Origin of the sequence: Burkholderia sp. LS-044, assembly GCF_004803625.1 — a bacterium.
Classification (GTDB): Bacteria; Pseudomonadota; Gammaproteobacteria; order Burkholderiales; family Burkholderiaceae; genus Burkholderia; species Burkholderia cepacia.
Genome location: NZ_SSWO01000001.1, coordinates 1,084,616 through 1,110,570 on the forward strand (window position 1 = coordinate 1,084,616; position 25,955 = coordinate 1,110,570).

25 protein-coding genes are annotated in these 25,955 nt (G+C 67.6%); 4 read left to right on the top strand and 21 right to left on the bottom strand.

Features of this window, described 5'->3' with window-relative positions:
* Positions 1-6 precede the first annotated feature (6 nt).
* The 10 genes from tssI to E9536_RS04985 form a co-directional block, all read right to left on the bottom strand.
* Positions 7-2,076 carry a type VI secretion system tip protein TssI/VgrG gene (tssI, locus tag E9536_RS04945; RefSeq protein WP_247873411.1) on the bottom strand — a complete coding sequence of 690 codons (2,070 nt, stop codon included), beginning with the start codon at positions 2,074-2,076 and terminating at the stop codon, positions 7-9.
* Positions 2,077-2,185: 109 nt separating this feature from the next.
* Positions 2,186-2,704, bottom strand: coding sequence for an Hcp family type VI secretion system effector (locus tag E9536_RS04950; protein WP_027790769.1), 519 nt, complete (start codon positions 2,702-2,704; stop codon positions 2,186-2,188).
* A gap of 452 nt (positions 2,705-3,156) precedes the next feature.
* The gene (locus E9536_RS42025) at positions 3,157-3,417 is read right to left on the bottom strand and encodes a hypothetical protein (RefSeq protein WP_196488297.1); all 261 of its coding nucleotides are present in this window, start codon (positions 3,415-3,417) and stop codon (positions 3,157-3,159) included.
* Positions 3,401-4,099: a hypothetical protein gene (locus E9536_RS04955; RefSeq protein WP_247873412.1), complete on the bottom strand. Its 699-nt coding sequence runs from the start codon at positions 4,097-4,099 to the stop codon at positions 3,401-3,403. The genes E9536_RS42025 and E9536_RS04955 overlap by 17 nt, the downstream gene beginning before the upstream one ends.
* A gap of 315 nt (positions 4,100-4,414) precedes the next feature.
* Positions 4,415-4,741, bottom strand: coding sequence for an antibiotic biosynthesis monooxygenase (locus tag E9536_RS04960; protein WP_027790767.1), 327 nt, complete (start codon positions 4,739-4,741; stop codon positions 4,415-4,417).
* A gap of 65 nt (positions 4,742-4,806) precedes the next feature.
* Complete coding sequence (locus tag E9536_RS04965) at positions 4,807-5,793, bottom strand: YkgJ family cysteine cluster protein (RefSeq protein ID WP_136469391.1); 987 nt, start codon at positions 5,791-5,793, stop codon at positions 4,807-4,809.
* Positions 5,787-6,614: a MetQ/NlpA family lipoprotein gene (locus E9536_RS04970; protein ID WP_124546764.1), complete on the bottom strand. Its 828-nt coding sequence runs from the start codon at positions 6,612-6,614 to the stop codon at positions 5,787-5,789. Before E9536_RS04970 ends, E9536_RS04965 begins: the two co-directional genes overlap by 7 nt.
* Positions 6,611-7,660 carry a formylglycine-generating enzyme family protein gene (locus E9536_RS04975; RefSeq protein ID WP_027790764.1) on the bottom strand — a complete coding sequence of 350 codons (1,050 nt, stop codon included), beginning with the start codon at positions 7,658-7,660 and terminating at the stop codon, positions 6,611-6,613. Before E9536_RS04975 ends, E9536_RS04970 begins: the two co-directional genes overlap by 4 nt.
* 15 nt (positions 7,661-7,675) lie before the next feature.
* Positions 7,676-9,634, bottom strand: a complete 1,959-nt coding sequence (locus E9536_RS04980) for an arylsulfatase (protein WP_136469392.1) — start codon at positions 9,632-9,634, stop codon at positions 7,676-7,678.
* Positions 9,635-9,843: 209 nt separating this feature from the next.
* Positions 9,844-10,563: an SDR family oxidoreductase gene (locus E9536_RS04985; protein ID WP_060171412.1), complete on the bottom strand. Its 720-nt coding sequence runs from the start codon at positions 10,561-10,563 to the stop codon at positions 9,844-9,846.
* Positions 10,564-11,003: 440 nt separating this feature from the next.
* On the opposite strand from E9536_RS04985, the gene E9536_RS42525 reads away from it, so the two are divergent.
* On the top strand, positions 11,004-11,132 hold the full coding sequence (locus tag E9536_RS42525) for a hypothetical protein (RefSeq protein WP_282186881.1): 129 nt from the start codon (positions 11,004-11,006) through the stop codon (positions 11,130-11,132).
* A 72-nt stretch (positions 11,133-11,204) separates the two neighbouring features.
* Complete coding sequence (gene csgH, locus E9536_RS04990) at positions 11,205-11,525, top strand: curli-like amyloid fiber formation chaperone CsgH (RefSeq protein ID WP_060171413.1); 321 nt, start codon at positions 11,205-11,207, stop codon at positions 11,523-11,525.
* 187 nt (positions 11,526-11,712) lie between these two features.
* Here the strand turns inward: csgH and E9536_RS04995 are convergent, their stop codons facing one another.
* Positions 11,713-12,606, bottom strand: a complete 894-nt coding sequence (locus E9536_RS04995) for a DMT family transporter (RefSeq protein ID WP_027790760.1) — start codon at positions 12,604-12,606, stop codon at positions 11,713-11,715.
* 247 nt (positions 12,607-12,853) lie between these two features.
* Complete coding sequence (locus E9536_RS05000) at positions 12,854-13,765, bottom strand: LysR family transcriptional regulator (protein WP_027790759.1); 912 nt, start codon at positions 13,763-13,765, stop codon at positions 12,854-12,856.
* A gap of 127 nt (positions 13,766-13,892) precedes the next feature.
* On the opposite strand from E9536_RS05000, the gene E9536_RS05005 reads away from it, so the two are divergent.
* Positions 13,893-14,912 (top strand): NAD(P)-dependent alcohol dehydrogenase, encoded by a 1,020-nt coding sequence (locus E9536_RS05005; RefSeq protein ID WP_136469393.1) that lies wholly within the window; start codon positions 13,893-13,895, stop codon positions 14,910-14,912.
* 49 nt (positions 14,913-14,961) lie between these two features.
* Here the strand turns inward: E9536_RS05005 and E9536_RS05010 are convergent, their stop codons facing one another.
* From E9536_RS05010 to E9536_RS05020, 3 genes are read right to left on the bottom strand one after another with little or no spacing between them, the layout of a single operon-like run.
* Positions 14,962-16,146 carry a porin gene (locus E9536_RS05010; protein WP_136469394.1) on the bottom strand — a complete coding sequence of 395 codons (1,185 nt, stop codon included), beginning with the start codon at positions 16,144-16,146 and terminating at the stop codon, positions 14,962-14,964.
* 51 nt (positions 16,147-16,197) lie between these two features.
* Positions 16,198-16,995: an ABC transporter substrate-binding protein gene (locus tag E9536_RS05015; RefSeq protein WP_059692922.1), complete on the bottom strand. Its 798-nt coding sequence runs from the start codon at positions 16,993-16,995 to the stop codon at positions 16,198-16,200.
* A gap of 50 nt (positions 16,996-17,045) precedes the next feature.
* Positions 17,046-18,179 (bottom strand): M20 aminoacylase family protein, encoded by a 1,134-nt coding sequence (locus E9536_RS05020; RefSeq protein ID WP_136469420.1) that lies wholly within the window; start codon positions 18,177-18,179, stop codon positions 17,046-17,048.
* Positions 18,180-18,363: 184 nt separating this feature from the next.
* On the opposite strand from E9536_RS05020, the gene E9536_RS05025 reads away from it, so the two are divergent.
* Positions 18,364-19,323, top strand: coding sequence for a LysR substrate-binding domain-containing protein (locus E9536_RS05025; protein ID WP_027790754.1), 960 nt, complete (start codon positions 18,364-18,366; stop codon positions 19,321-19,323).
* Between the two features lie 85 nt (positions 19,324-19,408).
* Here the strand turns inward: E9536_RS05025 and E9536_RS05030 are convergent, their stop codons facing one another.
* From E9536_RS05030 to E9536_RS05055, 6 genes are all read right to left on the bottom strand, one after another.
* Positions 19,409-21,721 (bottom strand): TonB-dependent receptor, encoded by a 2,313-nt coding sequence (locus E9536_RS05030; RefSeq protein ID WP_136469395.1) that lies wholly within the window; start codon positions 21,719-21,721, stop codon positions 19,409-19,411.
* 212 nt (positions 21,722-21,933) lie between these two features.
* Positions 21,934-23,151: an MFS transporter gene (locus E9536_RS05035; RefSeq protein ID WP_136469396.1), complete on the bottom strand. Its 1,218-nt coding sequence runs from the start codon at positions 23,149-23,151 to the stop codon at positions 21,934-21,936.
* A complete protein-coding gene (locus E9536_RS05040) occupies positions 23,148-24,224 on the bottom strand; it encodes an ABC transporter substrate-binding protein (RefSeq protein WP_136469397.1) in 1,077 nt (358 codons plus the stop codon). Before E9536_RS05040 ends, E9536_RS05035 begins: the two co-directional genes overlap by 4 nt.
* A gap of 34 nt (positions 24,225-24,258) precedes the next feature.
* Positions 24,259-24,669 (bottom strand): biopolymer transporter ExbD, encoded by a 411-nt coding sequence (locus tag E9536_RS05045; protein WP_009694203.1) that lies wholly within the window; start codon positions 24,667-24,669, stop codon positions 24,259-24,261.
* Positions 24,669-25,385 carry a MotA/TolQ/ExbB proton channel family protein gene (locus tag E9536_RS05050; RefSeq protein WP_091920302.1) on the bottom strand — a complete coding sequence of 239 codons (717 nt, stop codon included), beginning with the start codon at positions 25,383-25,385 and terminating at the stop codon, positions 24,669-24,671. The genes E9536_RS05045 and E9536_RS05050 overlap by 1 nt, the downstream gene beginning before the upstream one ends.
* Before the next feature lie 41 nt (positions 25,386-25,426).
* Positions 25,427-25,955 (bottom strand): energy transducer TonB (locus E9536_RS05055; protein WP_247873413.1); only part of this gene is annotated, 529 nt, incomplete at its 5' end.

Sequence of the window (25,955 nt, forward strand, 5' to 3'; positions counted from 1 at the left end):
GTGTGCTTAGGCATCGCCCGAGAAGGTCAGGTAGAAAGCGTCATCCGGCGGATCACCGAATACCGAGTCGCCAGATAGTGAGAGCACACTCCCCGCACCCTTACGATCCTGAACCATTGGGCCCTTCACGCGGATGGCGACGGCTTCGATCTCCACGCCGCAATCGTCCAGCGTGATCGTGCCGCCGGGGCCGCGCAGGCGGATTACCTCGCCGGCTTGCAACTCAACGACCTTGGTGCGATGCCGAATGGCTTGCCCGGCCTCCAACTCGGCACGCCCCTGCACGCGCTGCGTCAGATGTCCGCCGATATCTGCCGTGTGGTTAGCCGCCGTCTTGTCGCGACGATGGTTGCCGACTTCCTCGGTACGGTCCTTGCCCGTGTGGATCGTGTGGTTGCGACCAATGCTCAGGAAGTCGTCCTGCCCGATGTCGTGGCGGCGGTCCTGGCCGATGGTGACCTGCTCGTCGTGGCCGACGGTTTCTTTGCGATCCTTACCGATGGCGATGGTTTCGTCATGTTCGACCTGCTCGCTGCGGTCGTTGCCGACGAACGTGGTTTCGTCGTGATTGACGTGGATGTTCTGGTCCTTCTGCGCGTGGACGTAGATTTCCTCTTGATCCTTCTCGTCCTCGAAGCGCAGTTCGTTGTAGCCCTCGCCCTTGTGCGTCTGACTTTTGATCGTCATCCGCGTCTTGTGTCGCGGTAGCTCGTACGGCGGCAACTGCAGCCGGTTGTACGCCCGCCCGATGATGAGAGGCTGGTCTGGATCGCCATCCAGGTTGACCACGATCACTTCCTGCCCGATACGCGGGATCGCCATGTGGCCCCAGGTCGCGCCGGCCCAGTTCTGCGCGACCTGGATCCAGCACGAGCTGTGCTCGTCGTACTTGCCCTCGCGATCCCACGGGAACTGCACCTTCACCCGGCCGTACGCGTCGGTGTAGATCTCTTCGCCTTCCGGACCCACCACGGTTGCCGGCTGCGGGCCGTCGATGCGCGGGCGCGGCAGCGGCTCGGCGCGCCACTCGGCATCGTCGGGCACCAGCACCGCGTCGTAACGGTAGTGCGTGCCCTGCTGCGCGTCGGCGCCCTCCTCCGCCTGGCTGGTGGTCTGCACGCCGTAATGCACGATGCTGACCGGACGCCAGCCGCGGTTCATGTCCTCACGCGGGTGGCCGGTGAGGTCGAAAGCGACGCCCGGTTGCAGGCGCGCATCGTCGCCGCTCACGTTGGCCATACGCGCATCGCGACGGTGACCACGCAGGCGGTCCTGCGTGAAGGCCTTGCCACTGCCCTCGTGCTTGTAGCGGCCCGGATAGTCGTAGCGCGCGTAGCCACGGCCCTGGTGATCGAGGTCGGTGCCTTCGCGCGGGTACTCGTGCGGAAAGCGTGGGCTCTTGAACGTGTAGTCGCGCTGCACTTGGCACGCCGTACGCACGTTCTCCGTATAGGCGAAGGTGCGCAAACTGGGCTTCGGCTGGTCGCCGCCGGGCGTGGGGTTGTAGATCACCGGCTCGCCCTGCTGACGACCGAAGATAAACAGCCGATCGCAGTGGATCAACCGATGACCGTCGGCCTTGTGCTGGAAGGCGTAGAAGAAGCCTTCCTCGCGCAAGATACGTTCGATGAAATCGTAGTCGGTGTCGCCAGCCTGCACACAATACTCGCGCGCCAGATGCTCGTTGGTGACACGCTGCTCGCAGTCCAGCGTTTGATGGTGTGCCTTGAGCACGGCCGTGGCGATCTCGGGCACGCTCAAAGTCTGGAAGATGCGCCAGTCGGAGGACAGCTTCAGACGCGCCAAACGCGGCTCGACCACCGCGGAATAGCGAGTACGTCGAAAGCCCGTGTCACTCTGAACGAACGATGAGATGGCGCCGTGCACGTAACGCACCGGCTGCCCGCCCTGCCCAATCGTGAGCAGGCCATTGCGATCGAGCACCTCGCCAAAGTCGATGGCGGGATTCGCGCTGGCCAATTCAACCTGCAAGAGAAAGGTCTCGGACAGGCCCTCGTGCAGGGTGAACTCGACGACCTCGAATGATTCGTCGCCGATAGCGAAAGTAAAGTTCAAGTCGGTTCGATCAACCATGAGCGCCCCTTGCCGGCCCGTTACCGGGCCGGCGATCTACATGCTGAGTTGAGCGACCGGCTGAAGCGCCAGTCACACGGGTGACCCGACCTCAGGCTTCCTGGGGCTTGCGCCAGTCGTCCGACGCTTCGGTACCGGCGATGGCGTGCGTCCAGGTGATCTTGCGGTAGGCCATGGCGACCTTAACCAGCTGGGTGTACTCAGCCTTGGTTGCATCCTGCGCATGCGGCAGCACGGTGTTGATGTTGACGATGGTGGCGTCTTCGAGCTTGGTGGTGAAGAAGTGCTCCTGCTTGCCCTCGGTCGACGTGCGATACCACTTCACTTCCACTTCGGGGAGCATTTCACCGGAGGCCAAGGCTTGGTACAGCAGCGGCGTGGCCTTGTTGAGCGGCGAGGTGAAGATGAACGGCTTGTGCACACGCTGGCCCGACGGCTGGCCGCTCTGCGGGTCGGTCGGCGTGGCGATCAGGTGTTCGACTTCCTGGACCAGGATCTGGTCCTCGTGACCTTCCTGATAGACGTTGCCGACGGAGTCGGCCGTGAAGGCGCCTTGCGTGATGTTGCCCTGGGTCTTGCCCTGGATGCTGATATAAGCGGGAGTCGGCATGGATGCAGTCCTTGTTGTTGGAATCGACACGGCCGTCTGACCGTGTTGCCATCGGGAGATGACTGCCTACGTAACGCAATGCCCGTGCCAATTTTCTCAAATCAGCATTTAATCCTTTGATATCAGCGCATTAGTGGGGATGCGCATCGTTCCGCACAGACGACGGGGAACGTGAAGCCACGAAAACTGACTTTTTCGAGTGGAAATCGGGCCATTCGTGGCCCACTCAACACCAATCGCTTGAAAATAAAAGGGATTTACCGGGCCATTTTTGGCCCGACCGAGCCAAAAATGGCCCGATCGCCAAAGCGAACGACAATCCATACATCGCTGAAGATATGGAAGCCCCGAAGGCCACCCTGCATTCAGGGCTTTTTGCGGCGGTTCGCGAGCGTACGGGCCACTTGCACGCATGCGGCCACGCTCTTCGCTTCAGCCGGGTTTCACCCGCCTCAGTGCGACCGCCCCGTCTCCGTACCCGGCGCGAACTCGATACCCCGCAACACTTCCGCAAACTTCGCAGTCCGCAGCACGGCAAACTGCTCGTGCGCCGCCGTCGTCGCGCTCGTACTCTTCAACACGTCACGCACGGCAACCAGCCGGTTCGGATCGGCACCGACATCGTCGTTGACGCTGACCGTCGACGTAATCGCCCAGATAGTCATCGTGCCGTCGCGTTCGACGCGGCCCATCAGGTTACGCAGGCCCGTCACCGAATTGCTGCCCGCCGGGCAGCCGGCGACCGAATACGGCTGACCGAGGTTCAACCCGCTCTGCCGCGTATACGCGAGCTTCCACTGCATCGCGCCCGCGTCGTAGACCCACTTCTGCAGGCCCGCCGTCGTCTGCGCGGCCGTTATTACCGCTGTACGCATTCGTCTCGGTGAAGCGGAAGTGTCCGCGGCAATCGACGCGCGCGATCGCGCGATAGAAGTTCTGCTCGTCCGGGTCCGTCGCATCGACCGCGAGCGGCGCGTTCGAGTTCGACACGTCGATCGCGCTGACCGGCGCGACGTAACCCATGAACGTCAGATAGCTGCCGTCGAGAGACAGGTGCAACTCGAGTTCTGACTTCGAGCTGAAGCTCGTCACCATCTGGTCGTGCGCGAAACCTTTCTGCAGGCTGTTCGGCACTTCGAGCGTGCCGACGACGCCGCCGGCCGGCGTGATCTGGTCGAGGAAGATGCGGGACGTGATGCCGAAGCTGCCGCCGTAGCGGCCGTTGTTCCACACGTACGGATAGGTGCCGTCGTCCGGCGCGCCGGCAGCCGTGCCGCAGCCGACAGTGGTCTTCGTGCAGTTCGGCGGCAGGATCGCACCGGTCTGGGGATTGCCCGACACGTTGTCGTACACGCCGGCCCGGCACGAAACCCGGCGCAATACGGCTGTCGCCATTGTTGCCGTGCGGGGCGGCCTGCGCGCCGATGCTCGCGGCAATCAGCGTCAGTGCGGGAACGGGAACGGTACGATCGCGCAGCGCGCGGCGGCGCTTCGCGAGCAAGGCGACATTCGACATGGACAAGGCTCCGAACGACATCGAGTGAGGACCTTGTTGGTGGACAGACTGGCGACGTGAAGCCCCGCCATCCTAGCCATGCTTGACGAAGAATTTGCACGCGTTACCGCGAAAACCCGCGTCCCAACACGGGCTTCCGAGCACGGCGCGCCGCTACTTATCCGTCACACGAAATAAATGATTCAGACAGCCATTCACGCGGATTGCCCTGCATGCGGCTGCGTCAGCTTGCCGTCGCCGTACTCGCGCAGCACCTTCGAAATCACGACGCGATAGCCGTCCAGCCAGCGCGCCTGCTTCGCCTTTGCCTCGCGATGCGCCGGATGCTGCATCAACTGCTGCAGCGCCGCCTCCGACTCCCAGTAATAGACGTTCTGGATCAGCCCCGATTCGGCGTTTTCCCACGTCTCCTCGCCGAGATAGCCGGGTGTCGCGCGCGCCATGTCGGCGATCTGCCGGTCGAGCCGATGGAATTCGTCGTCGTATTGCCCGGCGCGAAAAATGAAGGTCGACGCGTACATGCCAGCTCCATCGAAAGCGATTGAAAGAGCGGCGATTGTAAGGCACGCGCGGCGTGCCGCGATCGTCACGCGGCTAGCGGATCGGCACCGGCCTGGCCGGTGAGCCACGCGTCGATGCGCGGCGCGTCTTCACGCATGCCGGCCGCGGGCGCCGGCATCGCGGCCAGCGCGTGCCGTGCACGTTCGAGCGCCTCCCCGAAGCCGCGCAACTCGCGCGTCGCGGGCCGGTCGCCGGCATGGCGGCGTGCGAGTGCCGCTTCGATGTTCGCGGCGATCAATGCACGCTGAGCGTCGATGAAGTCGATGCACAGCGTGCGGCAATGCGCGGATACCGACGCAACGGCGAGCAGGACGGGCACGATCGACACGGTCAGGTACCCGCCGGGCGCGAGCCGCGACAGCGCACGATGCCCCTCCTGCCCGCCGCCGGTCAACGATGCGAACACCGCATCGCGCCACACCGCGCGCTCGAACACGAGCGCATCGCGATACGCATCGAGCGCCGCACGGTCTGCGACCTGTCCGGCCGTCACCAACGGAATCGGGAAAGAGGATTCGACGGGAGCCTGCGCGCCCGCGGTGTCGACAATGCAGTTCGCGCCAAGCCATTCCGCATCGTCGCGCCGCGCGGCCAGCACTCGGGACTGCAACCGGTCGGGCAGCATCGGATCGAGCGGCACCGCGCCGCAGATCGACGGCTTGTCCGCATGCACGCCGCAGCGGCCGTCGTCGGCCAGTGCCGCGCAACGACCGAGCGACGGATAGTCGTAGCCCTGCAGCGTCAGCGCGATCCATTCGCTCCCCGCGCCGCCGGTGCGATGAAACAGCTGCCCGGCCAGCGCATCGGAAGCCGCGACATCGTCGGCATCGAGCGCGTATTCACGGCCGCCCGCGCGCCAGCGCTCGCCGATCCGCCGCTTCGGCACACGACGGATCGTCAGCGCGCCGACGAAGCGATGACGATGCCGGAACAGTTCGCGCAACGACAGCGTCGGCGCACTGTTGCAGCAGCGTCCGCATGCGTTGCACGCGAGCAGGTAGGTGTCTACCACGGCCGTCGCACCGAATCCTGGTAGCGCGTGAGAATGAAGCGCGCGACGTCGTCCGAGTGATAGGCGGCGACGAGTTGCGTCACCCACGGCTTCGCGCGATCTGCGTCGCGCACCGTCAGCACGTTCGCATACGGCGAGCGCGCGTCCTCGAGGCTGATGCTGTCGCGCGCGGGTTGCAGCCCGGCGCGCGCGGCATCGTCGCTGTCGATTGCAACGAACGCGGCCTTGTCGAGCGCCGCGTAAAGGCGTTCGCGGCGCAGCGCGACGAGCTTCAGCCCGAGCCGGTTGCCGGTCACGTCGCGCAGCGTCGCATGCAGGCCGGCCTGCTCGCGCAGCGTCACCAGCGTGTCGTTCTGCAGCAGCACGAGCGCACGCGCCATCCCGCGCGGATCGTCGGGAATCGCGACCGTCGCACCGGGTTGCAGTTCGTTCAGGTTCTTGAGCTTGCGCGAATACAGCGCCATCGGCAGCGTGACGGTCGGCGCGATCCCGGTCAGGGCGTAGCGTTTCCGCGCGCGCGTCGCGGCAAGCTGTTGCGCGTCCTCGAAGCTGGCCGCGTCGATCCGGCCATCGGCCAGCGCCGCGTCGATGCGCGACGCATCGTCGAATTCGACGACGTCGATGCCGAATCCTCGTGACGCCGCGACCCGCTTCACTTCGTCGAGAATCTGCGCATGCACGCCGCGCGTCACGCCGACGCGGACGGCCGCAGCAGTCGCTGCAGTCGCCGCAGTCGATTCAGCGGCGACGGCCAAAGCCGGATGAACAGCCCCGCACGCAACCATCAGCCACGCGCCCAGGTAGTGCACGACGCGCTTCATGACGCATCCCTCAGAATCGTGCGAAATCCGATATGCGACGCGCCGAGATCGGCTTCCTGCTGTTCACGCGACGACGCGCGATAGCGCACGCAGTAATCGCGCGAGCACAGGAACGAGCCGCCCTTGATGACCATCGGCGTATCGTGCCGGCGCGTCGGCGGCGCGACGGCCGCCGTGTCGCCGTTGGTATGCGACTGGTGCGGGCCCGTGTATGCGTCCCGGGTCCACTCCCACGCATTGCCGATCATGTCGTAGAGCCGGAACCCGTTCGCCGCGTAGCAGCCGACGGGCGCGAGCCCCGCATGGCCGTCCTCGGCCGTGTCGAGCACCGGGAACGCGCCCTGCCAGTAGTTCGCGGCCGGCTTGCCCTGCGCGTCGCGCGGCGCCGCGTCGAGCGACGCGTCGTCGCGGCCGGCCTTGCCCGCGTATTCCCATTCGGCCTCGGTCGGCAGGTCGCGGCCGAGCCACCGCGCATACGCGAGCGCATCGCGCTGCGTGACGAGCGTGACGGGCAGGTTGCCGATCCCGTCGACGCCGCTGCCCGGCCCGCGCGGATGACGCCACGACGCGCCCTTCACCCACGACCACCACGCGAGGTCGCGCGCGTTCATCTCGTCGCGTGTCGGCACATGGAACACGGCCGCCCCGCCCTGCTGCTCGGCCTCGGTAACGTAGCCGGTCGCCTGCACGAACGCGGCGAACTGCGCGATCGTCACGTCGGTCTGGTCGATCCAGAACCCGCCGACGCGCGTGCGGCCGTCGCCCACCGGGCGCTCGTCCGCGTAGCCACGCGTGCTGCCGAACACGAACGCGCCGCCGCGCAGGTGCACCATCCCGGCCTTCGGGTCGTCGCGCCACCCGGCCGGCAGCCCCGAATAGCGCGCGCACTGCCGCTCCGAGCCGAGCGGCGCGAGCGCGCGGCCGCGATTCGCGTCGTCGAATGCGTCGCCCCCCGGCGCGACGGGATTCGCATAGCCGGCCGCGAACGCGGCGGCGAACAACGTGGCAGCCAGCGCCGCGCCGATCGTCCAGAACCGGAACCGCATCGTGTCGCCCCGGTATCAGTAGTAGCCGCGCGGACGCAGCGGTTCGACACCGCCGACGTTGCTCATGTAGGTCTTCCACTGGTCGACGAGCGTGCCGATCACCGACGGGTTTTGCGCCGACACGTCGGTCGTCTCGCCGCGATCCGACGCGAGGTCGTAAAGCTGCCAGTGCCCGTCGAGCGGCCCGAGCGGCGGTTCGGTCCACAGTGCCTTCCAGCGGCCGTCGGCGCTGCGCAGGTAGGCGCGGCCGTAGGCTTCGTCGCCGAACGGCGTCGTATGCACCTCGCCCGTCGCCGACCCCGTGAGCACCGGCAGCAGCGACTGGCCGGTGACCGGATACACGTAGCGGTTGTTGTAGATCACCTTGCCCTTGTTCTGGTCGACGCCCGTCAGCGTGTTGACGAGCGGCGGCGCCGGCTGCGACGGCGGCGTGACGCCCGCGATCGCGAGGAACGTCGCCGTGTTGTCGGTCACGTGCGTGAACGCGCGCAGCGTCGGCAACTGCTGCGTCTGGCCCGGCAGGCGCACGATCGTCGGCGTCGATACGCCGCCTTCGGCCGAATACCCCTTCGTGAGCCGGAACGGCGACGCGCTCACCTCGGCCCAGCGCAGCCCGTACTGCAGGCGCTGCGCGTTCTGCTTGCCGTTGTCGGTGCCGAGGGTCGAGTAGACCGGGTCCTGCCCGTTCGCGGTGTCGGTCGCCGTCGGGTCCGCGCCCGAGTCGATCGGCCAGCCTTCCGAGCCGTTGTCCGACTGGAACATGATGAACGTGTTGTCGTATTCGCCGATGTCCTTCAGGTGCTGGATCAGGAGTCCGATGTTGTAGTCGAGGTTCTCGACCATCCCCGCATAGATCTCCATGTAGCGCGCCTGCGCCCGACGTTCGGCCGGCGACAGGCTCGACCACAGCTTGTCGACCTTGCCGGGGCCGTAGTCGCTGTAGCCGTCGGCGGCCGAATGCACCGCGCTGACGTATTTCGCGTTCGCGGTGCCGTTGTTCGCGGTCGCGGGCGACGCCGCCGTCGTTTCGGGCAGGCCGTCGAACGGCTTGAAATCGGCGGGGATCAGGCCGAGCGCCTTCTGCCGTGCGATCCGCGCATTGCGGATCGCGTCGTAGCCGGCGTCGTACACGCCCGCGTACTTGTGCAGCCATGGTTCGGGCACCTGCAGCGGCCAGTGCGGCGACGTATACGCCGCGTACGCGAAGAACGGCTTGCCGTCGCGCTTGTTCGAATCGATGTACGAGATCAGCTTTTGCGTATAGAAATCGGTCGAATAGAACACGGCCGGGCTGCCGCCCGCGCCGCCCGGCTGCCCGGGCTGGCCAGGCTGCACGTAACGGCCGTCTTCCGTGTAGTTCGACGAGCCGGCCGGCTCGTGCGCGAAGTGGTTGGTCGCCGCGCCGCCGAGCAGCACGTAGCTGCGCTCGAAGCCCCACTGGTCCGGCGTCTGCCCGCTGCCCGTCGCGCTGCCGACGATCCCCGAGCCGATATGCCACTTGCCCGCGATGTACGTGTGGTAGCCGGCATCCTTCAACAGTTGTGCGAACGACAGCGCGCGGTCGTTCAGGTAGCCCTCGTAGCCGGGCAGCCCGCGCCGTTCGTCGGTCGGTACCCCCATCGTGCCTTCGCCGACCAGATGGTGATCGGTGCCGGACACCAGCATCGCGCGCGTGATCGCGCAGACGGTGCCCGTGTGATGGTTCGACAGGATGCGGCCCGACGCGACGAGCGCGTCGAGGTTCGGCGTGTTGATCTCGCCGCCGAATGCATGGATGTCGGAATAGCCGAGATCGTCGGCCATGATGTACAGGACGTTCGGGCGTTTCGCCGCCAGCGGCGGCGCGGGGTTCGTCGATGACGACGGCGGATCGCTGTCGACGCCGCCGCACGATGCGAGCGACAACGCGCCGGCAATCGCGGCGCAGACGACACGGAAACGAAAAGCATGCAACGGCGAAGCGGACTTTTTCATCGTTCTGGAACGCGCGATCTACGGGATCGGCGATCTTAGCGTCGCGCGCGCGGCACCCAAAGTCTGATTCGTCACATGCTAACGGGACGGCGGAATATGCACGCAAGCCGAATACCGGCCATCAGCACGCGCGTATGCATGCGCCCGCGCCGCGCGCCGAAGCCGGCCCCCGCCGGGCCGCGCGCGACGGCTCGGCGGCGCGTCGTGCTTCAGCTGCGTCCGCCGAGGCTGCCGCCGCCGTCCACGGCCAGCACCTGCCCCGTGACGAAGCCGGCCTCGTCCGACAGGAAGAACGCGATCGCGGCCGCCACATCGTCGGGCGTGCCGAGCCGGCGCGCGGGAATCGTCGCGAGCACCTTGCGTTCGGCTTCGCTGCCGACGGGCCGGGTCAGCCGGAACAGTTCCGTCTCGATCGGCCCCGGCGCCACCGCGTTGACGGTCACACCATGTTCGGCCAGTTCGAGCGCCCACGTGCGCGTGCAGCCGACGAGCGCGCTCTTCGCGGCGGAATACGCGGTGCGGTCGAGACTGCCGAAAATCGCCCGGCTGCAGATGTTGACGATGCGCCCGTGGCCGCGCGCCTTCATCGCGTCCGCGAAGTGCTGCGTGACCTGGATCGCGGCCCGCACGTTGAGATCGAACACGGTCTGCAGCGACCGGAAATCGATCTGCCCGAGCGGTTGCGGCATCACGATGCCCGCATTGTTCACGATACCGTCGACAGCGTGCTCCTCACCGATACGGGCAAGCGTTGCCGCCGTCTGTTCGATGTCGGCGAGATCGCACGCGCGCAGTTCGCCGGGAAAGTCGATGCCCTGCACATTTCGCGCGAGGCCGATGACGTGATGACCGTGCCGTGCGAGCAAGGTGCTGACCGCGAGGCCGATGCCGCGCGATGCGCCGGTGACGAGATAGGTGCGAGATGACATGCGTGCTCCCGAAGTCCGTTCACATGAATTGCGTGGAGAGAGGTTTCCAGGGTGGAGGCCCGGAACCGGTGCTTTGATCGGACGATTCTACGTGCGTAACGGACGTTACGTCGTGTCGTTACGGGCGTGTCCGTGGCAACACGGTACGTTTACTGCGCATCAGATGCGCCAGGAATTTCCAAATCACGACTGGCGGGAATTATCGTCTGATTTAATCTTAATGCGCCGAATATAAAAGAAAGCTTGTTAATCAAATATCTAACCCGCAAACGTTTTACGCGAATGAATTACGCATCCGAAAAATTAGACTAATAACGACTTTAAAATAGATTCCGCTTGAAACGACAACAGGCACGCCTCTTGCTGACTCCCCCCATCATGTGCCGCGTTCGACCAGGAACGAATAACCCGAAAATCGGGCGCCGCCATATTTCGCACAAGTGAATCCGGGCTACGTGACGCAGACCGGCTACTACAACAACGCCACGCTGGTGCAACAAGACAACGCCAACTACGCGAGCATCAACCAGAACGGCTTCAACAACACCGTTTCGGTCAAGCAGCATTAAGTGCCGCCGGCGTAACGGAAAGGCCGGACGGATACACGTTCGGCCTTTTTTTTCATTCGACAGGGGACGATCATGGTTGGCATTCACGATCTCAACGCCTATTTCGACATCGCCGCCAGTGCCGGCGGCGTGAATATCGTGCCGCACGTGCGGGCGGCCGCACCGGTCGACGTGTCGTACAGCCTGCGCATCACCCGAACCGGCGGCGCGGGCTCGGCCTCGCTGACGCGCTCCGGCGAATCGCGGCTCGCGGGCGGCGAGGACCAGCCGCTCGCGACGCTGCTGCTGAGCGTCGATTCGAGCGATATCTGCAAGGCAACGCTGGTTCTGCACGTCAACGGCGAGCATGCGGAGTATTCGGTGGACTGCAATCCGCATCGGACGGCGGGTTGATACGGTGCGGCGTGGGGCCGTCGCGCCGCATGGCAAGCGCCTGCCGTGCGGCGCGACCGGCATCGGCGCGCGCGGCGGTCAGCCGGCCCGCCCCTCCGCCCTCGGCATCGCGCGCCGCGACGCGATCCGCCACGCACGAATCGGCCGGCATCGACACGCCGGCCCGCATCCCGCGCGCGTTCGGTATTCAGTAACGCATCACGAGAAACAGGCCGGCAGCCGCGAGCGCCATCCCCGGCCATGCGAGCGCGCCGATCGTCTCGCCGAGCGCCACGAGCGCGATCAGCGCGGTCGCGGGCGGGATCAGGAAGAACAGCGCCGACACGCGCGACGCCTCGCCGTACCGCACCATCGCGAGCAGCAGCGAGATCGCGATCAGCGAGTTGCAGATGACGAGGTACGCGAGCGAACCGGCGAGCCCGGCGGTCCATTGCACGTGCATCGGTTCGAGCGCGAACGCGAGCGGCGCGGTGACCGCGAGGCCGACCGCGTACTGCACGAGGTTCGCGGTGACCGGATGGACATCGGTGCCGAAGCGTTTTTCCCACAGCGTGCCGCCGGTGATGCAGGCGAGCGCGAACAGCGCGAACGCGAGCGCCCAGGGCGACGCGACATCGACCGACGAACGCGCGAGGATCACCAGCACCGCGCCCGCGGCGCCGAGTGCGAGCCCGATCCAGCGCAGCACGCCGACGCGTTCGCCGGCAATCATCGGCGCGAGCAGCCCGACGAGGATCGGCTGCTGCGACGTGACGAGCGCGACGGCGCCCGCCGACATGCCGAGCTTCAAGCTCAGGTACGTACACGCGAAATAACCGGCCTGCAGCAACAGGCCGACCACGACGAGATCGCGCCATGCGCGCCCCGTGCGCGGCAACGCGGGGCGCAGCCACAGGAACGGGCCCGCGAGCAGCGCGACGACGCACGCATAGCGCAGTGCGAGGAAGGTGAGCGGATCGGCATAGCGCAAACCGAGCTTCAGGAACACGAAGCCGCTTGCCCACAGCAGCAGGAACAGTGCGGGCGCGATGCGCAGCCAGCCGGGTTGCCGTGCGGCCTTCGTGGTATCGATCGTCGTCATGTGCGCGCGCGCCGGGTTGTCGCAGGGAGGTCTGGCCCGCGCGCACCGGGGCTGCATGCCGGCCAGCGCATCACCGAAGAACCGTGTAACGGGTGAGGTTCGGAACGGTCGCTGCGATAGCGATGACGATGGCGACCTGCGGTTCGCGCTTCATGACGTCGTGCCCCCGGCGGATTGGGTGTGCGACGATCATACGCCGCACCGGCCGACCATGCGTCGCGGGGATGCCGCGACCGACGCGCCCGCCTCAACCATCCGACGCGAGCATCTTCGGTATCTCGTCGACGAGCGCATCGATGACGACACGCACCTTCGACGGCACGTGGCGCGATGCCGGCCGCACCGCGAACACTTCGGCGCCCGACACGCTGTTGCTGTCCATCACGAGCGCGAGGCGTCCGTCGCGCAGGTAAGGCGCCATCAGCCAGCAGGGGAGCCACGCGAGGCCCGCGCCGGCGGCGGCCGCATCGGCAATGGCCTGCAGGTCGTCGAGCCGCAGGCGCCCGGCCGGGCGATGGTCGTGCACCGCGCCGTTCGCGCCGACTATCGGCCACGGCGTCGGTTGCCCGCCGCGCGAATACGCGATGCCGACGTGCGACGCGAGTTCGTCGAGCCCCGCCGGCCGGCCATGACGTTCGAGATACGCGGGCGATGCGCAGATGCCCATGCGCTGCACGCCGAGCTTGCGGCCGACGAGCGCGCTCGTATCGGCGAGCTCGCCGATGCGCACCGCGATGTCGAAGCCGTCGTTGACGAGGTCGGCCACGCGATCGCTGAACGACACGTCGATTTCGAGCCGCGGATGGCGCTCCACGAGGCGCCGCATGAGGGGCGCCACGCATTGCCGCCCGAACAGCACCGGCACGCTGACGCGCAGCCGCCCCGCCGGCTCGCGCTGGCCCGCGTCGAGCGCGGCCTCCGTCTCGCCGAGTTCGGCGAGCAGCCGCCGGCACTGTTCGTAATAGACGAGCCCTTCGTCGGTCAGGCCGAGCTGGCGTGTCGTGCGCTGCAGCAGCCGGGTGCCGAGACGGCGTTCGAGCCGCGCGACGACCTTCGCGACGGCCGAGCGCGTGACGCCGAGCCGCAGCGCGGCCGCCGCGAAGCTGCCCGAATCCACCACGTCGACAAATTCGGCAACGCCTCTCAGCCGCTCGTCCATGCCATTTCGCTCCGGTCGGGTAACAGGTTTGTGTCCATGCAGGCGACAGTCATCGGCCGAATTATCGTCAATGCGTCCCTGCGAGCAACACTATGATAGTCCGCACTATCTCGAAAAAGGAGTCGACATGCACGCATGGCAAGTAAAACCGGGCGACGGTGCGGCCGGGCTTCGGCGCATCGACGCGACACGCCGCGCGGTCGGGCCGACCGACGTCGTCGTGAAGATCCATTCGGCCGGCCTGAACTATCGCGACCTGATGTTCGCGCGCGGCGACTATCTCGGCATCGGCACGGAAGCGCTGATTCCGGTTGCCGACGGCGCCGGCGAAGTCATCGAAACGGGTCGCGACGTCACGCGCTTCAAGCCCGGCGATCGCGTGATCAACACCTACTTCCCGCGCTGGATCGACGGGCCGCCGACGCCGCAGAAAACCTCGGGATCGCCCGGCTCGCATTTCGACGGCGTGCTGGCCGAGCACTTCGTGTCCGACGAAGCGGCGCTGGTCGCGATTCCCGCGCATCTGGACTACGACGAGGCGGCGACGCTGTCGTGCGCGGGCATCACCGCCTGGAACGCGCTGTTCGCCGACGGCGGCCTGGGGCCCGGCGCGACCGTCGTGCTGCTCGGCACGGGCGGCGTGTCGATCGTCGCGCTTCAGCTCGCGCATGCCGCGGGGCTGCGCACCATCGTCACGTCGTCGAGCGACGCGAAGCTCGAACGCGCCCGCGCGCTCGGTGCGGACGCAACCATCAACTATCGCGCCACGCCCGAATGGCAACACGACGTGCTGCGGCTCACCGGCGGCGCGGGTGCGGATCTGGTCGTCGAAGTCGGCGGCAAGGATACGCTGCCGCGCTCGGTCGCCGCGACGAAGATGGGCGGCACCGTGTCGGTGATCGGCGGCCTCAGCAGCTTCGGCGGCCCCGAGCTCGGGCTGCTGTCGCTGATCGGCGGGATCCGGCGGCTGCACGGGATCATGGTCGGCAGCCGCGCGATGCTCGACGACGTCGTGCGCCTCGTCGACGCGAAGCGGATCAAGCCGGTGGTCGATCGCGTGTTCGGCTTCGACGAAGCGCCGCAGGCGTATGCGTACCTGCAGTCCGGGCAACACTTCGGCAAGGTCGTGATCCGCGTCGCGCAGTAACCGCATCGGGGCGACGGGCAGCGGGCGGCCTCGCCCGCTGCATCCGGCGTCAGAACCTGTGACGGATCCCCGTGTGAATCATCAGCTGCTTCGAGGTCGACGACAGGTCCGCCGCGCCGGGAACATAGGCCTGGTCGAGCGACGAACCCGTCGCGTCGCCCGCGATCCGCTGGTAGGCGCCCATCAGGTACACGTCCGTGCGCTTCGACAGCATGTAGTCGGCCATCAGCCCGAGCGAATGGATCTTCGGCTTCGCGGTGCCCGTCGTTGCGTCGTAGCGCACCGTCGTGTACACGTACTGCGCCCCGACGAACAGCGCGGGCGTGAACTGGTATTTGCCGTTCACTTCGAAGTTCTGGTACTTGATCGACGTCACCGTGCCGCCTGCGAGCGGGCCGGTCACGGGCTCGATCGTCTCGTCGCCGAACAGGTATCCGACGTTCGCGGTGGGCCGCGTGACGTTGCTGTTCGTGTACGCGAACCCGACCGTCGCGAGCCCAGCCGTGTAGTTGATGCCCGCACCGAAGATCCGCAGCCGCGCCGACGCGAAGTTCGCATCGGCGCCGACCGATCCCGAGCCCGCGATCGCGCCGCCCGGCGTCGCACCCGGGTTGTCCGCATTCAGGAAGGCCGCGCCGACGAGCCACCCGCCCTGCTCGTACTGCGCGCCGACGCTCCACTGCCGGTTGTTCGCGAAGCCCGTGTCGTTGCTGAAGCTGTACGTGCCGCCGAACGAGAAGCCGGCGAAATCCGGGCTCGCATACTTGACCGTGTTGTTGACCCGAAACGTATTGCCGGTGTTGTCGTTGTCGAGCGGATGCGAGAACGGATAGACGCCCCAACTGCCGTTCGCGGTGGTCGGCGCGAGATAGTCGACCACCGCATCGTATTGCCGGCCGAGCGTCAGCGTGCCGAACCGCGCGCTGCCGAGGCCGACGTACGCCTGCCGCCCGAACATGCGGCCGCCCTGCGCGAGCGTGCCGCTGTTCACGTTGAAGCCGTTCTCGACCTGGAACAGCGCGCTGTAGCCGCCCCCCAGATCCTCGCTGCCCTTCAGCCCCCAGCGGCTGCCCTGCGCGAAGCCGCTCGCCATCTGCCACGCGCCGTGGCCGCCGACATTGTTCGTGTAGTCGATGCCCGCATCGACGAGGCCGTACAGCGTGACGCTGCCTTGCGCGAACGCGGGCGCGGCGCACAGTGCCGGCATCGCGACGAAAATCAATCTCCAGTTCATCCGTCATCCTTATTTGTTTTGTCGTTACCGCGCCATGCATGGCGCCACCGCTTACTTCGTGCCGTAGATGTCGAAGTCGAAATACTTCCGGTTGATCCGCTGGTACGTGCCGTTCGCGAGGATCGTCGCGAGCGCGCGGTTGAAGGCGTCGCGCAGGTCGTTGTCCTGCTTGCGCAGCCCGAGCCCGTCGCCCTGCCCGAAATACTTCGCGTCGTCGATCGCCGCGCCGACGAACGCGAAATCCTTGCCCTGCGGCTTCTTCAGGAAACCGTCGCTCGCCGCGATCGATGCCTGGAACGCCGCGTCGAGCCGGCCCGTCACGAGATCGGCATAGACCTGGTCCTGGTTCGGGTACGACACGATCTGCACGCCGGCCGGCTGCCAGTTCGCGATCGCATAGTCGGCCTGCGCGGAGCCCTGCTCGACGCCCACACGCTTGCCCTTCAGCGCGTCGGCCGTCGGCAGCAGCGGCGAACCCTTGCGCGCGACGAGGCGCGCCGGCGCATTCGAGATCCGGTTCGTGAAAGCGATCTGCTGCTGCCGCTTCGGCGTAATCGTCATCGACGACGCGATGACGTCGAACTTGCGCGCGAGCAGCCCCGGAATCATCCCGTCGAAACTCGACTCGACCCACACGCAGCGCGCATGCAGCTCCGCACACAACGCATTCGTGATGTCGATCCCGAAGCCCGTCAGCGTGCCGTCGGGCAGCTTGTACTCGAGCGGCGGGTAAGTCGGATCGACCGCGAGGCGAATCTCCCTGCCCGCCCAGTCACCCGCATGTGCCGCCCCCGCCGCCAGCGCCAACGCGAGCGCCGCCATTCGCTTACATTGCTTCCACTGCTTCATTGCCAGTCTCCTTCCTCGTGTGAATCGTCAGTCAAAATCATGCGGGCGCGTCACGCGAGATAGCGCTCCGCCAGCGCAATCCAGTAGCTCGCGCCGGTGGCGAGGCACGCGTCGTTGAAGTCGTAGCCGGGATGGTGCAGCCCGCATCCGGCGCCGCCGTCGCCGTTGCCGTCACCGTTGCCGATCGACAGGTAGCTGCCGGGGCAAACGTTCAGCATGAACGCGAAGTCCTCGCTTGCCGCGATCGGCCGAAGATGGGGGATCAGCGCGCCGTCACCGCCCCATTCGCGGGCGACGTCGCGCGCGAAGGCGGTTTCCGCCGCGTGATTGACGAGCACCGGATAGTCGTGGCGGTAATCGATCTCGGCCTTCGCGCCGTAGCTCGCGGCCTGCCCGTGCACGATCTCGCGAATGCGCCGTTCGAGCAGCGCGCGCACGTCCGGCGACAGTGCGCGCACGCTCAGCGCCAGTTCCGCGTGCGGCGGGATCACGTTCGACGCGGTGCCCGCGTGGATCGAGCCGGCCGTCACGATCGCCAGGTCCTGCGGGTTCACGTTGCGCGACACGACGGTCTGCAGCGCCATCACGATCGACGCGCAGACGACCACCGGATCGATCGTCGTATGCGGCGCTGCGCCATGCCCGCCGCGCCCGGTCACGCGCACGCGCACCTCGTCGGCCGATGCCATCGCCGGGCCGTCGCAGAAACCGAGCACGCCGGCGGGCAGGCCCGGCACGTTGTGCATCGCGAACACCGCATCGCACGGAAACTGCTCGAACAGCCCGTCGTCGATCATCCGCTTCGCGCCGCCGAGCCCTTCCTCGGCCGGCTGGAAAATCAGGTTCAGCGTGCCCGTGAAGCGGGCGCGCTCGGCCAGGCACCGCGCCGCCGCCAGCAGCATCGCCGTATGGCCATCGTGGCCGCATGCATGCATCACGCCGTCGCACCGGCTCACATGCGGCAGCCCGGTCGCCTCGCGGATCGGCAGCGCGTCCATGTCGGCGCGCAGCCCGAGCCGCTTACCGGCGCCTCGCGTCAACGTGCCGACCACGCCCGTGCCGCCGAGCCCGCGCGTCACCCGATAACCCCACGTTGTCAGGAAGCCGGCCACGAGGTCGCTCGTCGCATGTTCCTCGAAGCCGAGCTCCGGATGCGCGTGCAGCCGTCGGCGCAGCGCAATCATCTCCGTCTCGATGGCCGCCAATTCCGGCTGGACTGGTTTGTGGTTCAACCCCGATTCTCCTCGATGTACGCCGGTTGCCGATCGCCCGAATGACCGATCGTGGCCGCATCGTAGGCAGCGAAAATCCCGGCGAACAGCCGCGGTTTCGTTATGATGACAACCTTTCGTTGTCGGGTATCGCACCATGGGTACGATCAGGCTGCATCAGCTTCAGGCGCTCGTCGCGAGCGCGGAGGCCGGGAGCATCCGCGGCGCGGCGCGCACGCTCGGGCTGTCGCAGGCGGCCGTCACGCGCGCGCTGCGCGAACTGGAGGCCGGCGAGCGCCTGCCGCTGCTCGTGCGCGCGCCGGAGGGAATCGGCTTCACGGAATACGGCAAGACGCTGCTCACGCACGCGAAGCTCGTGCTGAAGCAGCTCGAACACGCGCAGAGCGATCTCGAACGCATGCGCGGCCGCATCGAGGGCCGGCTGAGCATCGGCGTGACGCCGTGGCTCACGATGACGTTCCTGGCGGAAACGGTGCTGCGCTTTCGCGAGCGGATGCCCGACGTGCGCCTCGAACTCTACGAGGCGCTGATGGCCGTCGCGCAGCCGCTGTTGCGCGACGGCAGCATGGATTTCGCGCTCGGGCACGTGCAACCGGGCGGCACGCAGGAATTCGCGTTCGAGCCGATGCTGCGCTACGAGACATCGGTGATGGTGCGCGCCGGCCATCCGCGCGAACACGCGCGATCGATCCATGACCTGCTCGAGAACGACTGGGTGCTGAATTTCGCGGCCGACGGGCAGGCCGCGCTCGTCGACTACCTGTTCACGCGCCACGGTGCCGACATCGACGAACGGCGCATCGTCCGCGCGCAGTCGGTGGCGATGCTGCAGACGATGCTCGAACAGGCCGACATGTGCACGTGGTGCCCGACGATTCTCGCTGCGGTGCCGCCGTTCGGCGAACGGATGCGCGCATTGCAGCTGAAGGAGACTTTCGAGCCGCGCGACCTCGGGATCGTCACGCGGCGCAGCAGCACGCTGAGCGACGCGGCGCGCTGCTTCATCGACTGCCTGCTGCACGTGATCCGCCGGCACGCGCGGTCGGCACGCAAGGCGGATCTCGCGCTGTTCAGGACGCTGTCGCTGCTGATCTGACGCGCGGCGAACACGGGCGGGCCGCCGCGTCGCCGCGTGCGAGTCGTGCCCGTGCCCGTGCCCGTGCCCGTGCCCGTGCCGCCCGTCAGATTTTCGCGGTCAGCGTGATCCCGACCGTGCGCGGATCGCCGTACAGCACCGGATACGCGCCATACGACGGCAGCAGCTCGAGCTTCTTGTAGACCTTGTTGGTCAGGTTCGTCACGTAGCCCGTCACGATGTACTTCTGGTTCGGCGTCGTGTAGGAAACGTGCGCGTTCAGCACCGTGTAGCCGCCCTGCCAGAGCTGCGGCATCGTCTGCCGGGTCGCGCTGAAGTATTCGCGGCTGCGGTAGTTCACGTCACCGCCGGCGATCAGCGTGCCGAACGACACCGGTACGCGATAGTCGAAGCCCGCATTGATCGTCGTATGCGGCGAGCGCGCGAACGAGTTGCCGACGGCGGTCGGCACGTAGCGGAACTCCGTGTAGCGCGTGTTCAGCATCCCGAGGTTCGCGAACAGGTAGAGGCTGTTGACCGGCTGCGCCTTCAGCTCCAGTTCGAAGCCGTCCGCGCGCCCCTGCCCCGCATTCGACAGCGTCGACACCGGCGGGCCGCCGAACGGGTTCGGCGCGAGCGCGAACACCTGGATGTCGCGATAGTCGTAGTGGAACACGCTCGCGTTGACGATCAGCCGCTTGTCGAACCACTCGCTCTTGATGCCGACTTCATAGTCGGTCAGGTACTCCGGCGACACGGTCGACACCGTGCTCTGCGTATACGCGTTGCCGTTGTAGCCGCCCGAACGGAAGCCGCGCGCATAGCGGAAGTACGCACGCACGTTGCTGCTGAGCGCGTATTCGGGCGTGAGGTCCCAGGTCGGCGCGCGCCAGGTGTTCGTCTGGTTCTGCCGCGCGCTGACCGCCAGCGGCGACGACACCGACGACGGCTCCCACCAGCTGCCCGGATTGTCGAACGTCACGTTGCCGGTGCCCTGCAGCCCGGTCAGGTTGATGTTCTTGCGCTCGATCGTGTAACGCAGCCCGCCCGTCACGTTGAAGCGGTCGGTAAACCGGTACTTCACGCTGCCGAAGATCGCCGCGCTCTGCGTGTGCTGCGTGAGGTCGGTCAGGTGGTAGAACGCGGGTGACGGCGAACCCGGCAAGCCGCCGCCGGCACCCTGCTCGGCCAGCTGCTCGGTGAACAGGTGGGTGCCGACGAGCCAGCTCAGCCGGTCGTTCTGCGGCGATTCGAGCCGGAATTCCTGCGAGAACTGGCGGCTCGACAGGCGATCGTGCGAGCGTGCGGCGTCGAACGCCGAATAGTCCTCGTCGTCCTGGTACCAGCGGTGCAGCCCTTCGAACGCGGTGATCGACGTGAGCGTGACCGCCGGGTTGATGCGCCAGTGCGCGGTGAGCGACGTGCCCCAGGTCGAGATGTGATCGCTCGACGGCGCGTTGAGCGACACCGTGTATGGATCGCTCGAGCCGACGAAGCCGAACTGGTTCGCGCCGCCCGGCCCCGCGCCTTGCGCGTGCCACGCATTGCCGCCACCCGTGTAGTTGCGGCCGTGGATGTTGAACAGGAAGTTGGTGTCCGACGTGGGCACGGCGAGCACCTGGAAGCGCACCGCGTTGTCGTGGAAGCCGCCGAAGCGCCCTTGCTGCACCGTATTCGTGTAGAAGCTGTCGGCGTTCTCGTGATACACCGACACGCGCGCGGCCAGCACGTCGTTCTTGCCGATCGGCCCGCCGATCGCGGCCTCCGCGAGCTGGCTGTTGTACTGGCCGAGCCCGATCTTGCCGTAGCCGCTCACGTCGAAGGTCGGCTTCTGCGACGTGATGCTGAGCGCGCCGCCGACCGTGTTCTTGCCCCACAGCGTGCCCTGCGGGCCGCGCAGCACTTCGATGCGGTCGAGGTCGAACAGCGGGAAACCCTGCCCGAACACGCTGTTGATGTACACGTCGTCGAAGTACACGCCGATCGGGCTCAGCGACAGGTCCGACGGATCGTTGCTGCCGACGCCGCGCAGGAACCAGCGCGGCCGCTCGCGACCCTCGGTCGATTGCCCGGTGAAGTTCGGCACGTACTTCGTCACGTCGTTGACCACGCGCAGCTCGTTGTTCCTGATCGCGTCGCCGCTCAGCGCGCTCACCGCGACCGGCACGTCCTGGATGCTCTCCTTGCGCCGGCGCGCGGTCACGGTGACCGTGCCGAGGTTCGTTTCGCGGATGGCCGTGCCGCGGGTCGCACGGGCCGCCGTCGGTGCAGCCGCGGCTGCATCGTCCGTGCCCTGTTGTGCCGGTTTCGCGTCCGGTGCCGCCGCCACCGCACCTTCTTCCGCCCACGCGGGCAACGATACGGCTCCGCCCGTCAGCAGTCCCCCCAGCGCGGTGACGATTAGTTTTTTCCTGAACATCGATGAGTCATCCTGTTTGATCGGTTGAACGCACGTGCGTGCGCGACGCACGGGTTCCCTGTTGCAATTCGGATGCCAGCCTCGAGAGGCCCGTCGTATCGGGCTTCCGGCAGGTATGCGGGGTGCGCGTTGCTGCATGCGCATCTGTGAACGGAAGCAAACTGCTTGTCACGCAACACTGCCGGATCGCGCGACACCCGCTCCGATGGTCGTCAGGAGAGCTTTGCAGTCACGGGCCGCGACGCATCGCGCCGCCCATGTGCGACGCGCAACGCCCACGCCACCAGCACGACGACAGGCAGCCAGCACAGAAACACCGCCTGCAACCCGACGGCCGGCACGAGCGCACTGCCGGCCAGCGGGCCGCAGAACGCGCCCGTCATCGACGCGAGGTTGTAGAGGCTCGACACCTGGCTCTTGTCCGCCGGGTGACGGCCGAGGCGCTGCATGTTGACGAGATGCAGCAGCGATGAGCCGGCGCACAGCGCGGCGAGCCCCGCGCCGACGATCCACGCGTCACGGGCGAGCCCGAGCGCGAGCAGGCCGGCCACGGCGCCGGCCAGGCTGAGCCCGTGGCAACGGCGCGTGCTCAGCCGCTGCGCGACATGGCCGAGCCCGAACAGCGCGATCACCGCGACCACGCCCTGCAACGTCAACAGCGCGACGGCGTGCGCCTGGGACAACCCGAGCGACTGGATCGCGAGCACGACCGTATACGCGCCGGCAAGCGAACGCGTCGCACTGTTCACGGCCTCCAGCACGAGTTGCTCGCGCACGTCGTGATTCCATGCGAGCGCCAGCAACGCGCGCAGGCCGCCGGTTTCCGGTTGGGCGCCGCGCGGCGCGGCCTCGGCGTCGCCGAGCAGCGTCCGGCTGAACAGCGCCATGCCCGCGAAGCTCGCCGACGCCGCGCAGAACGTCGCGACCGCGCCATGCACGCCGATCAGCCAGCTCGCGAGCCACGGCCCGACCATGCCGGTTCCGACCGACATCGCCGCGCGGTACCAGCCGGCGCGCGCGAGGCCGATCTGCGCGAGACGCGCGAGAAACACGCCGTTGATGGATACGATCCGGAACGGGATGCACAGCCCGATCAGCACTTGCGTGAGCGCGATCAGCGGCCATGCGCCGGTATACGGCACGACGAGGTTGAGCAGCATCGGCCCCATGCTCGCGGCGAAGTACATGCGCCGCGCACCGTAGCGCGCGACGAGCAGGCCGGCCGGCAGCGTCATCAGCGCGATGCCGAGCGGCTCCATCGCGGCGATGATGCCGAGCCGCGCGCTGTCGACGCCGAGCGCGAGCGCATACAGCGTCGTCGCGAGCTGCGCCATGCTGATCGTCGTGCCGCTCGCGAGCGCCAGCAGCATGAAGCCGCCGGTGAAGCGCTCGCGCCGCCATGCGTCGGCGACGCGTGCCGGCGCGCTCACCGCGCGGCGTCGCGAGACAACGGTGCGATGCCGTCGAGCGCGCGCCGGTCGATCCACGCGCGCACGTCGAAGTCCGCAGGCAGGAACCGCCATTCGACGAGGAAGCGCTTGAAATCGTCGAGCGCGGCAATCGACGCTTCGTCGAGATCCGTGCGCAGCCGCCGGTGCACGTCGGTGCCGTACGCGAGCCGCAGCCAGTCATGGCCCGATCCCGTCTCGCGGCCGAGATAGCCGAGCACTTCATGCTCGTGCTCGCGCGCCCAGCCTTCGACATCGGTCACGCGCGCGAGGAAGCGGTGAACGATGTCGGGATGGCGTTCGAGCGTCGACGCATTGACGGTCAGCGGCCGAGGCGAGCCGTTGTTGATGCGGATCTGCGGATCGGGATGAAAGCCGATGTCGACGACCGGCTGCGCGCCGATCAGGTGCGCGGTCTCGAGCCCGAGCGAACCCTTCACGTAGATCGCGTCGACCTCGCCACGCACGAGCGCGGCCGCTTCGGCCGCATAAAGGCGCCGGCTGGACAGGCTCGACGGATGGCTGAATGCCGCGTCGCGCGTCAGCGGCGTCGACACGGGCGCGCGCAGGTTCGACGCGGGCACGTCGACCCATTCGACGTCGGCCGGGCCGAGCCCGTCGAGCGACAGCGCGCTGACGAAGCCGCGCAGCGCCGCCGCGCGGAAGATGTCGATACGTTCGCCGTCGCGGCGCGGCAGCCCGATGCGGCGCCCGCGCAGGTCCCTCGGCCGCTTCAGGCCGGTTTCCGGCAACGCGACGATCGCCTGCGCCTCGTCGACCCAGGTCAGCGCGACCACCCGGGTATCGGCGCCGGAGGCGCGCGCCCACAGCGCGGGAATGCTGCCGCCCTGCCGGAACGTGTTGTCGAGCGAATGATCGACGTGCGCGCGATGCAGCGCCGCGTGCTGGCTCTCCTGCAGCGCGCGGACGGTGATGCCGTCGCCGGCGAACTCGCTGTCGAGCCAGCCGAGATGCGCGGCGATGCCGAGCGGCGTCGGCACCGGACAGCGCGTGTACCAGATCGACTGGACGTGATGGGAAGCCGTGATGCTCATGGATGCGTTCGGAAAAGGAGTCGTGAACCGCGCATCAGCCGCGCGGCGCGGTGAGCACCGACAGCCGCGTGATGCCCGCATGCTCGATCGCGGCCATCAGCTTCGCGACGGTGCCGTACGGCACGTGCTCGTCGGCCTGCAGGTCGAGCGCGACGTCGGGCCGGCCGGCCTTCAGCGCGGCGAGCTCGGCCGGCACCGCGGCGAGCGCGACCGCGCGCTTGTCGAGATACACGACGCCCTTGTCGTCGACGCTCACGGTGACGTTCGGCTTGCGGTCGGCCGGCGCCGTGGCGACGGTGTTCGGCAGGTTCACGTGCACCGCGTTGTTGAGCAGCGGCGCCGTGACGATGAACGCGACGAGCAGCACGAGCATTACGTCGACGAGCGGCGTGATGTTGATTTCACTGAGCACGTCGTCGTTGTCGGAAGAGGACGAGAAGGCCATTATGCGAACGCCTCCTGACGGGCGCCGTCGGCACGGCGTGCCGGCGCGGGCGCGGTGGCGGCGGCCGGCACGCGGAAACCAGCCTTCTGCGCGAGCGTGACGAAATCGGTTGCGAACGCATCGAGATCGGCCGACGCGGCCTTCACGCGGCGCACGAAGAAGTTGTACGCGAGCACGGCCGGCACCGCGACCGCGATGCCGATCCCGGTCGCGACCAGCGCCTCGCCGATCGGCCCGGCGACCACATCGATGCTCGCGGACGCACTGTGCGTGATCGCGGTCAGCGCGTGGATGATGCCGAACACGGTGCCGAACAGGCCGACGAACGGCGCGGTGCTGCCGATCGACGCGAGCACGGCGAGCCCCGCTTCCGCGCGCCGGCGCGCGTTGTGGATCTGCTGGCGCAGATGGCGTTCGAGCAGGTCGTGGCGGCTCCAGCTGTGTTCGAGATCGTGCGCGCTGCTTTCGTCGGCGCGCCGCAGCGCGTCGAAGCCCGTCGCGGCGAGTTCGCCCACGGGGCTGTCGGCGCCGTCGAGCGCGGCCGCCTCGTGGAAACTGTTCGCGGCCCAGAACGCGCGCGTGTAATGCCGGTTGCGTGCGCTCGCACGCAGGCTCTGGATCGTCTTCACGACGATCAGCGTCCACGTGACGACGGAGAAGACGACGAGCAGCCAGAGCGCGCCCTGGACGATGAAGGTGGTCGGGATACCGTTCATGATGTGAGTTCCTTGAAAAATGTGGCGGGCCGCCCGGTCGGTCAGCCCAGCTTGAAATCGATCGGCACGTTGACCCAGCCGTCGACCGCTTCGTCGCCGCGCTTCGCGGGCACGAACGTCCAGCGCTTCACGGCGGCCACCGCCGCGTTGTCGAGCATGCGGCGGCCGCTGCTCGTGCGGACGTCGACGGCATCGGGCGTGCCGTTCGCGAGCACGTGCACGCGCAGCACGACGCGCCCTTCCCAGCCCTGGTCCTGCGCAAAGGCCGGGTAGTCGGGCGCCGGGTTGCGCAGGTAGGCCGCGTCGCCGATCGGCGCGGTTTCGCGCACCGGCGCCGCCGGCGCGGCGGGTGCGGGAGCCGGTGCGGCAGCGGCCGGTGCCGTCGGCGCGGGTACCGCATCGCGCGTGACGGGCAGCGCGGCAGCCGGCGCAGGCGCCGGATGCGCGACGGCCGCACGCGGCTTCGGCGGGGTCGGCGCCTGCTTCAGCGGCTGCTGCGGCTTCGGCGGCACCGGCGGCGGCGGATGCGCGGCCTGCGGCAACGGTTCGGGCGGCCGCGTCAGTTCGACC

Bases quoted from the DNA above. Each gene is read 5' to 3' on its own strand.
- E9536_RS04950 (WP_027790769.1), bottom strand. From the start codon at position 2,704: ATGCCGACTCCCGCTTATATCAGCATCCAGGGCAAGACCCAGGGCAAC.
- E9536_RS04955 (WP_247873412.1), bottom strand. From the start codon at position 4,099: ATGGCGACAGCCGTATTGCGCCGGGTTTCGTGCCGGGCCGGCGTGTAC.
- E9536_RS04960 (WP_027790767.1), bottom strand. From the start codon at position 4,741: ATGTACGCGTCGACCTTCATTTTTCGCGCCGGGCAATACGACGACGAA.
- E9536_RS04970 (WP_124546764.1), bottom strand. From the start codon at position 6,614: ATGAAGCGCGTCGTGCACTACCTGGGCGCGTGGCTGATGGTTGCGTGC.
- E9536_RS04975 (WP_027790764.1), bottom strand. From the start codon at position 7,660: ATGCGGTTCCGGTTCTGGACGATCGGCGCGGCGCTGGCTGCCACGTTG.
- E9536_RS04980 (WP_136469392.1), bottom strand. From the start codon at position 9,634: ATGAAAAAGTCCGCTTCGCCGTTGCATGCTTTTCGTTTCCGTGTCGTC.
- E9536_RS04985 (WP_060171412.1), bottom strand. From the start codon at position 10,563: ATGTCATCTCGCACCTATCTCGTCACCGGCGCATCGCGCGGCATCGGC.
- csgH (WP_060171413.1), top strand. From the start codon at position 11,205: ATGGTTGGCATTCACGATCTCAACGCCTATTTCGACATCGCCGCCAGT.
- E9536_RS04995 (WP_027790760.1), bottom strand. From the start codon at position 12,606: ATGACGACGATCGATACCACGAAGGCCGCACGGCAACCCGGCTGGCTG.
- E9536_RS05000 (WP_027790759.1), bottom strand. From the start codon at position 13,765: ATGGACGAGCGGCTGAGAGGCGTTGCCGAATTTGTCGACGTGGTGGAT.
- E9536_RS05005 (WP_136469393.1), top strand. From the start codon at position 13,893: ATGCACGCATGGCAAGTAAAACCGGGCGACGGTGCGGCCGGGCTTCGG.
- E9536_RS05010 (WP_136469394.1), bottom strand. From the start codon at position 16,146: ATGAACTGGAGATTGATTTTCGTCGCGATGCCGGCACTGTGCGCCGCG.
- E9536_RS05015 (WP_059692922.1), bottom strand. From the start codon at position 16,995: ATGAAGCAGTGGAAGCAATGTAAGCGAATGGCGGCGCTCGCGTTGGCG.
- E9536_RS05020 (WP_136469420.1), bottom strand. From the start codon at position 18,179: ATGATTGCGCTGCGCCGACGGCTGCACGCGCATCCGGAGCTCGGCTTC.
- E9536_RS05025 (WP_027790754.1), top strand. From the start codon at position 18,364: ATGGGTACGATCAGGCTGCATCAGCTTCAGGCGCTCGTCGCGAGCGCG.
- E9536_RS05030 (WP_136469395.1), bottom strand. From the start codon at position 21,721: ATGTTCAGGAAAAAACTAATCGTCACCGCGCTGGGGGGACTGCTGACG.
- E9536_RS05040 (WP_136469397.1), bottom strand. From the start codon at position 24,224: ATGAGCATCACGGCTTCCCATCACGTCCAGTCGATCTGGTACACGCGC.
- E9536_RS05045 (WP_009694203.1), bottom strand. From the start codon at position 24,669: ATGGCCTTCTCGTCCTCTTCCGACAACGACGACGTGCTCAGTGAAATC.
- E9536_RS05050 (WP_091920302.1), bottom strand. From the start codon at position 25,385: ATGAACGGTATCCCGACCACCTTCATCGTCCAGGGCGCGCTCTGGCTG.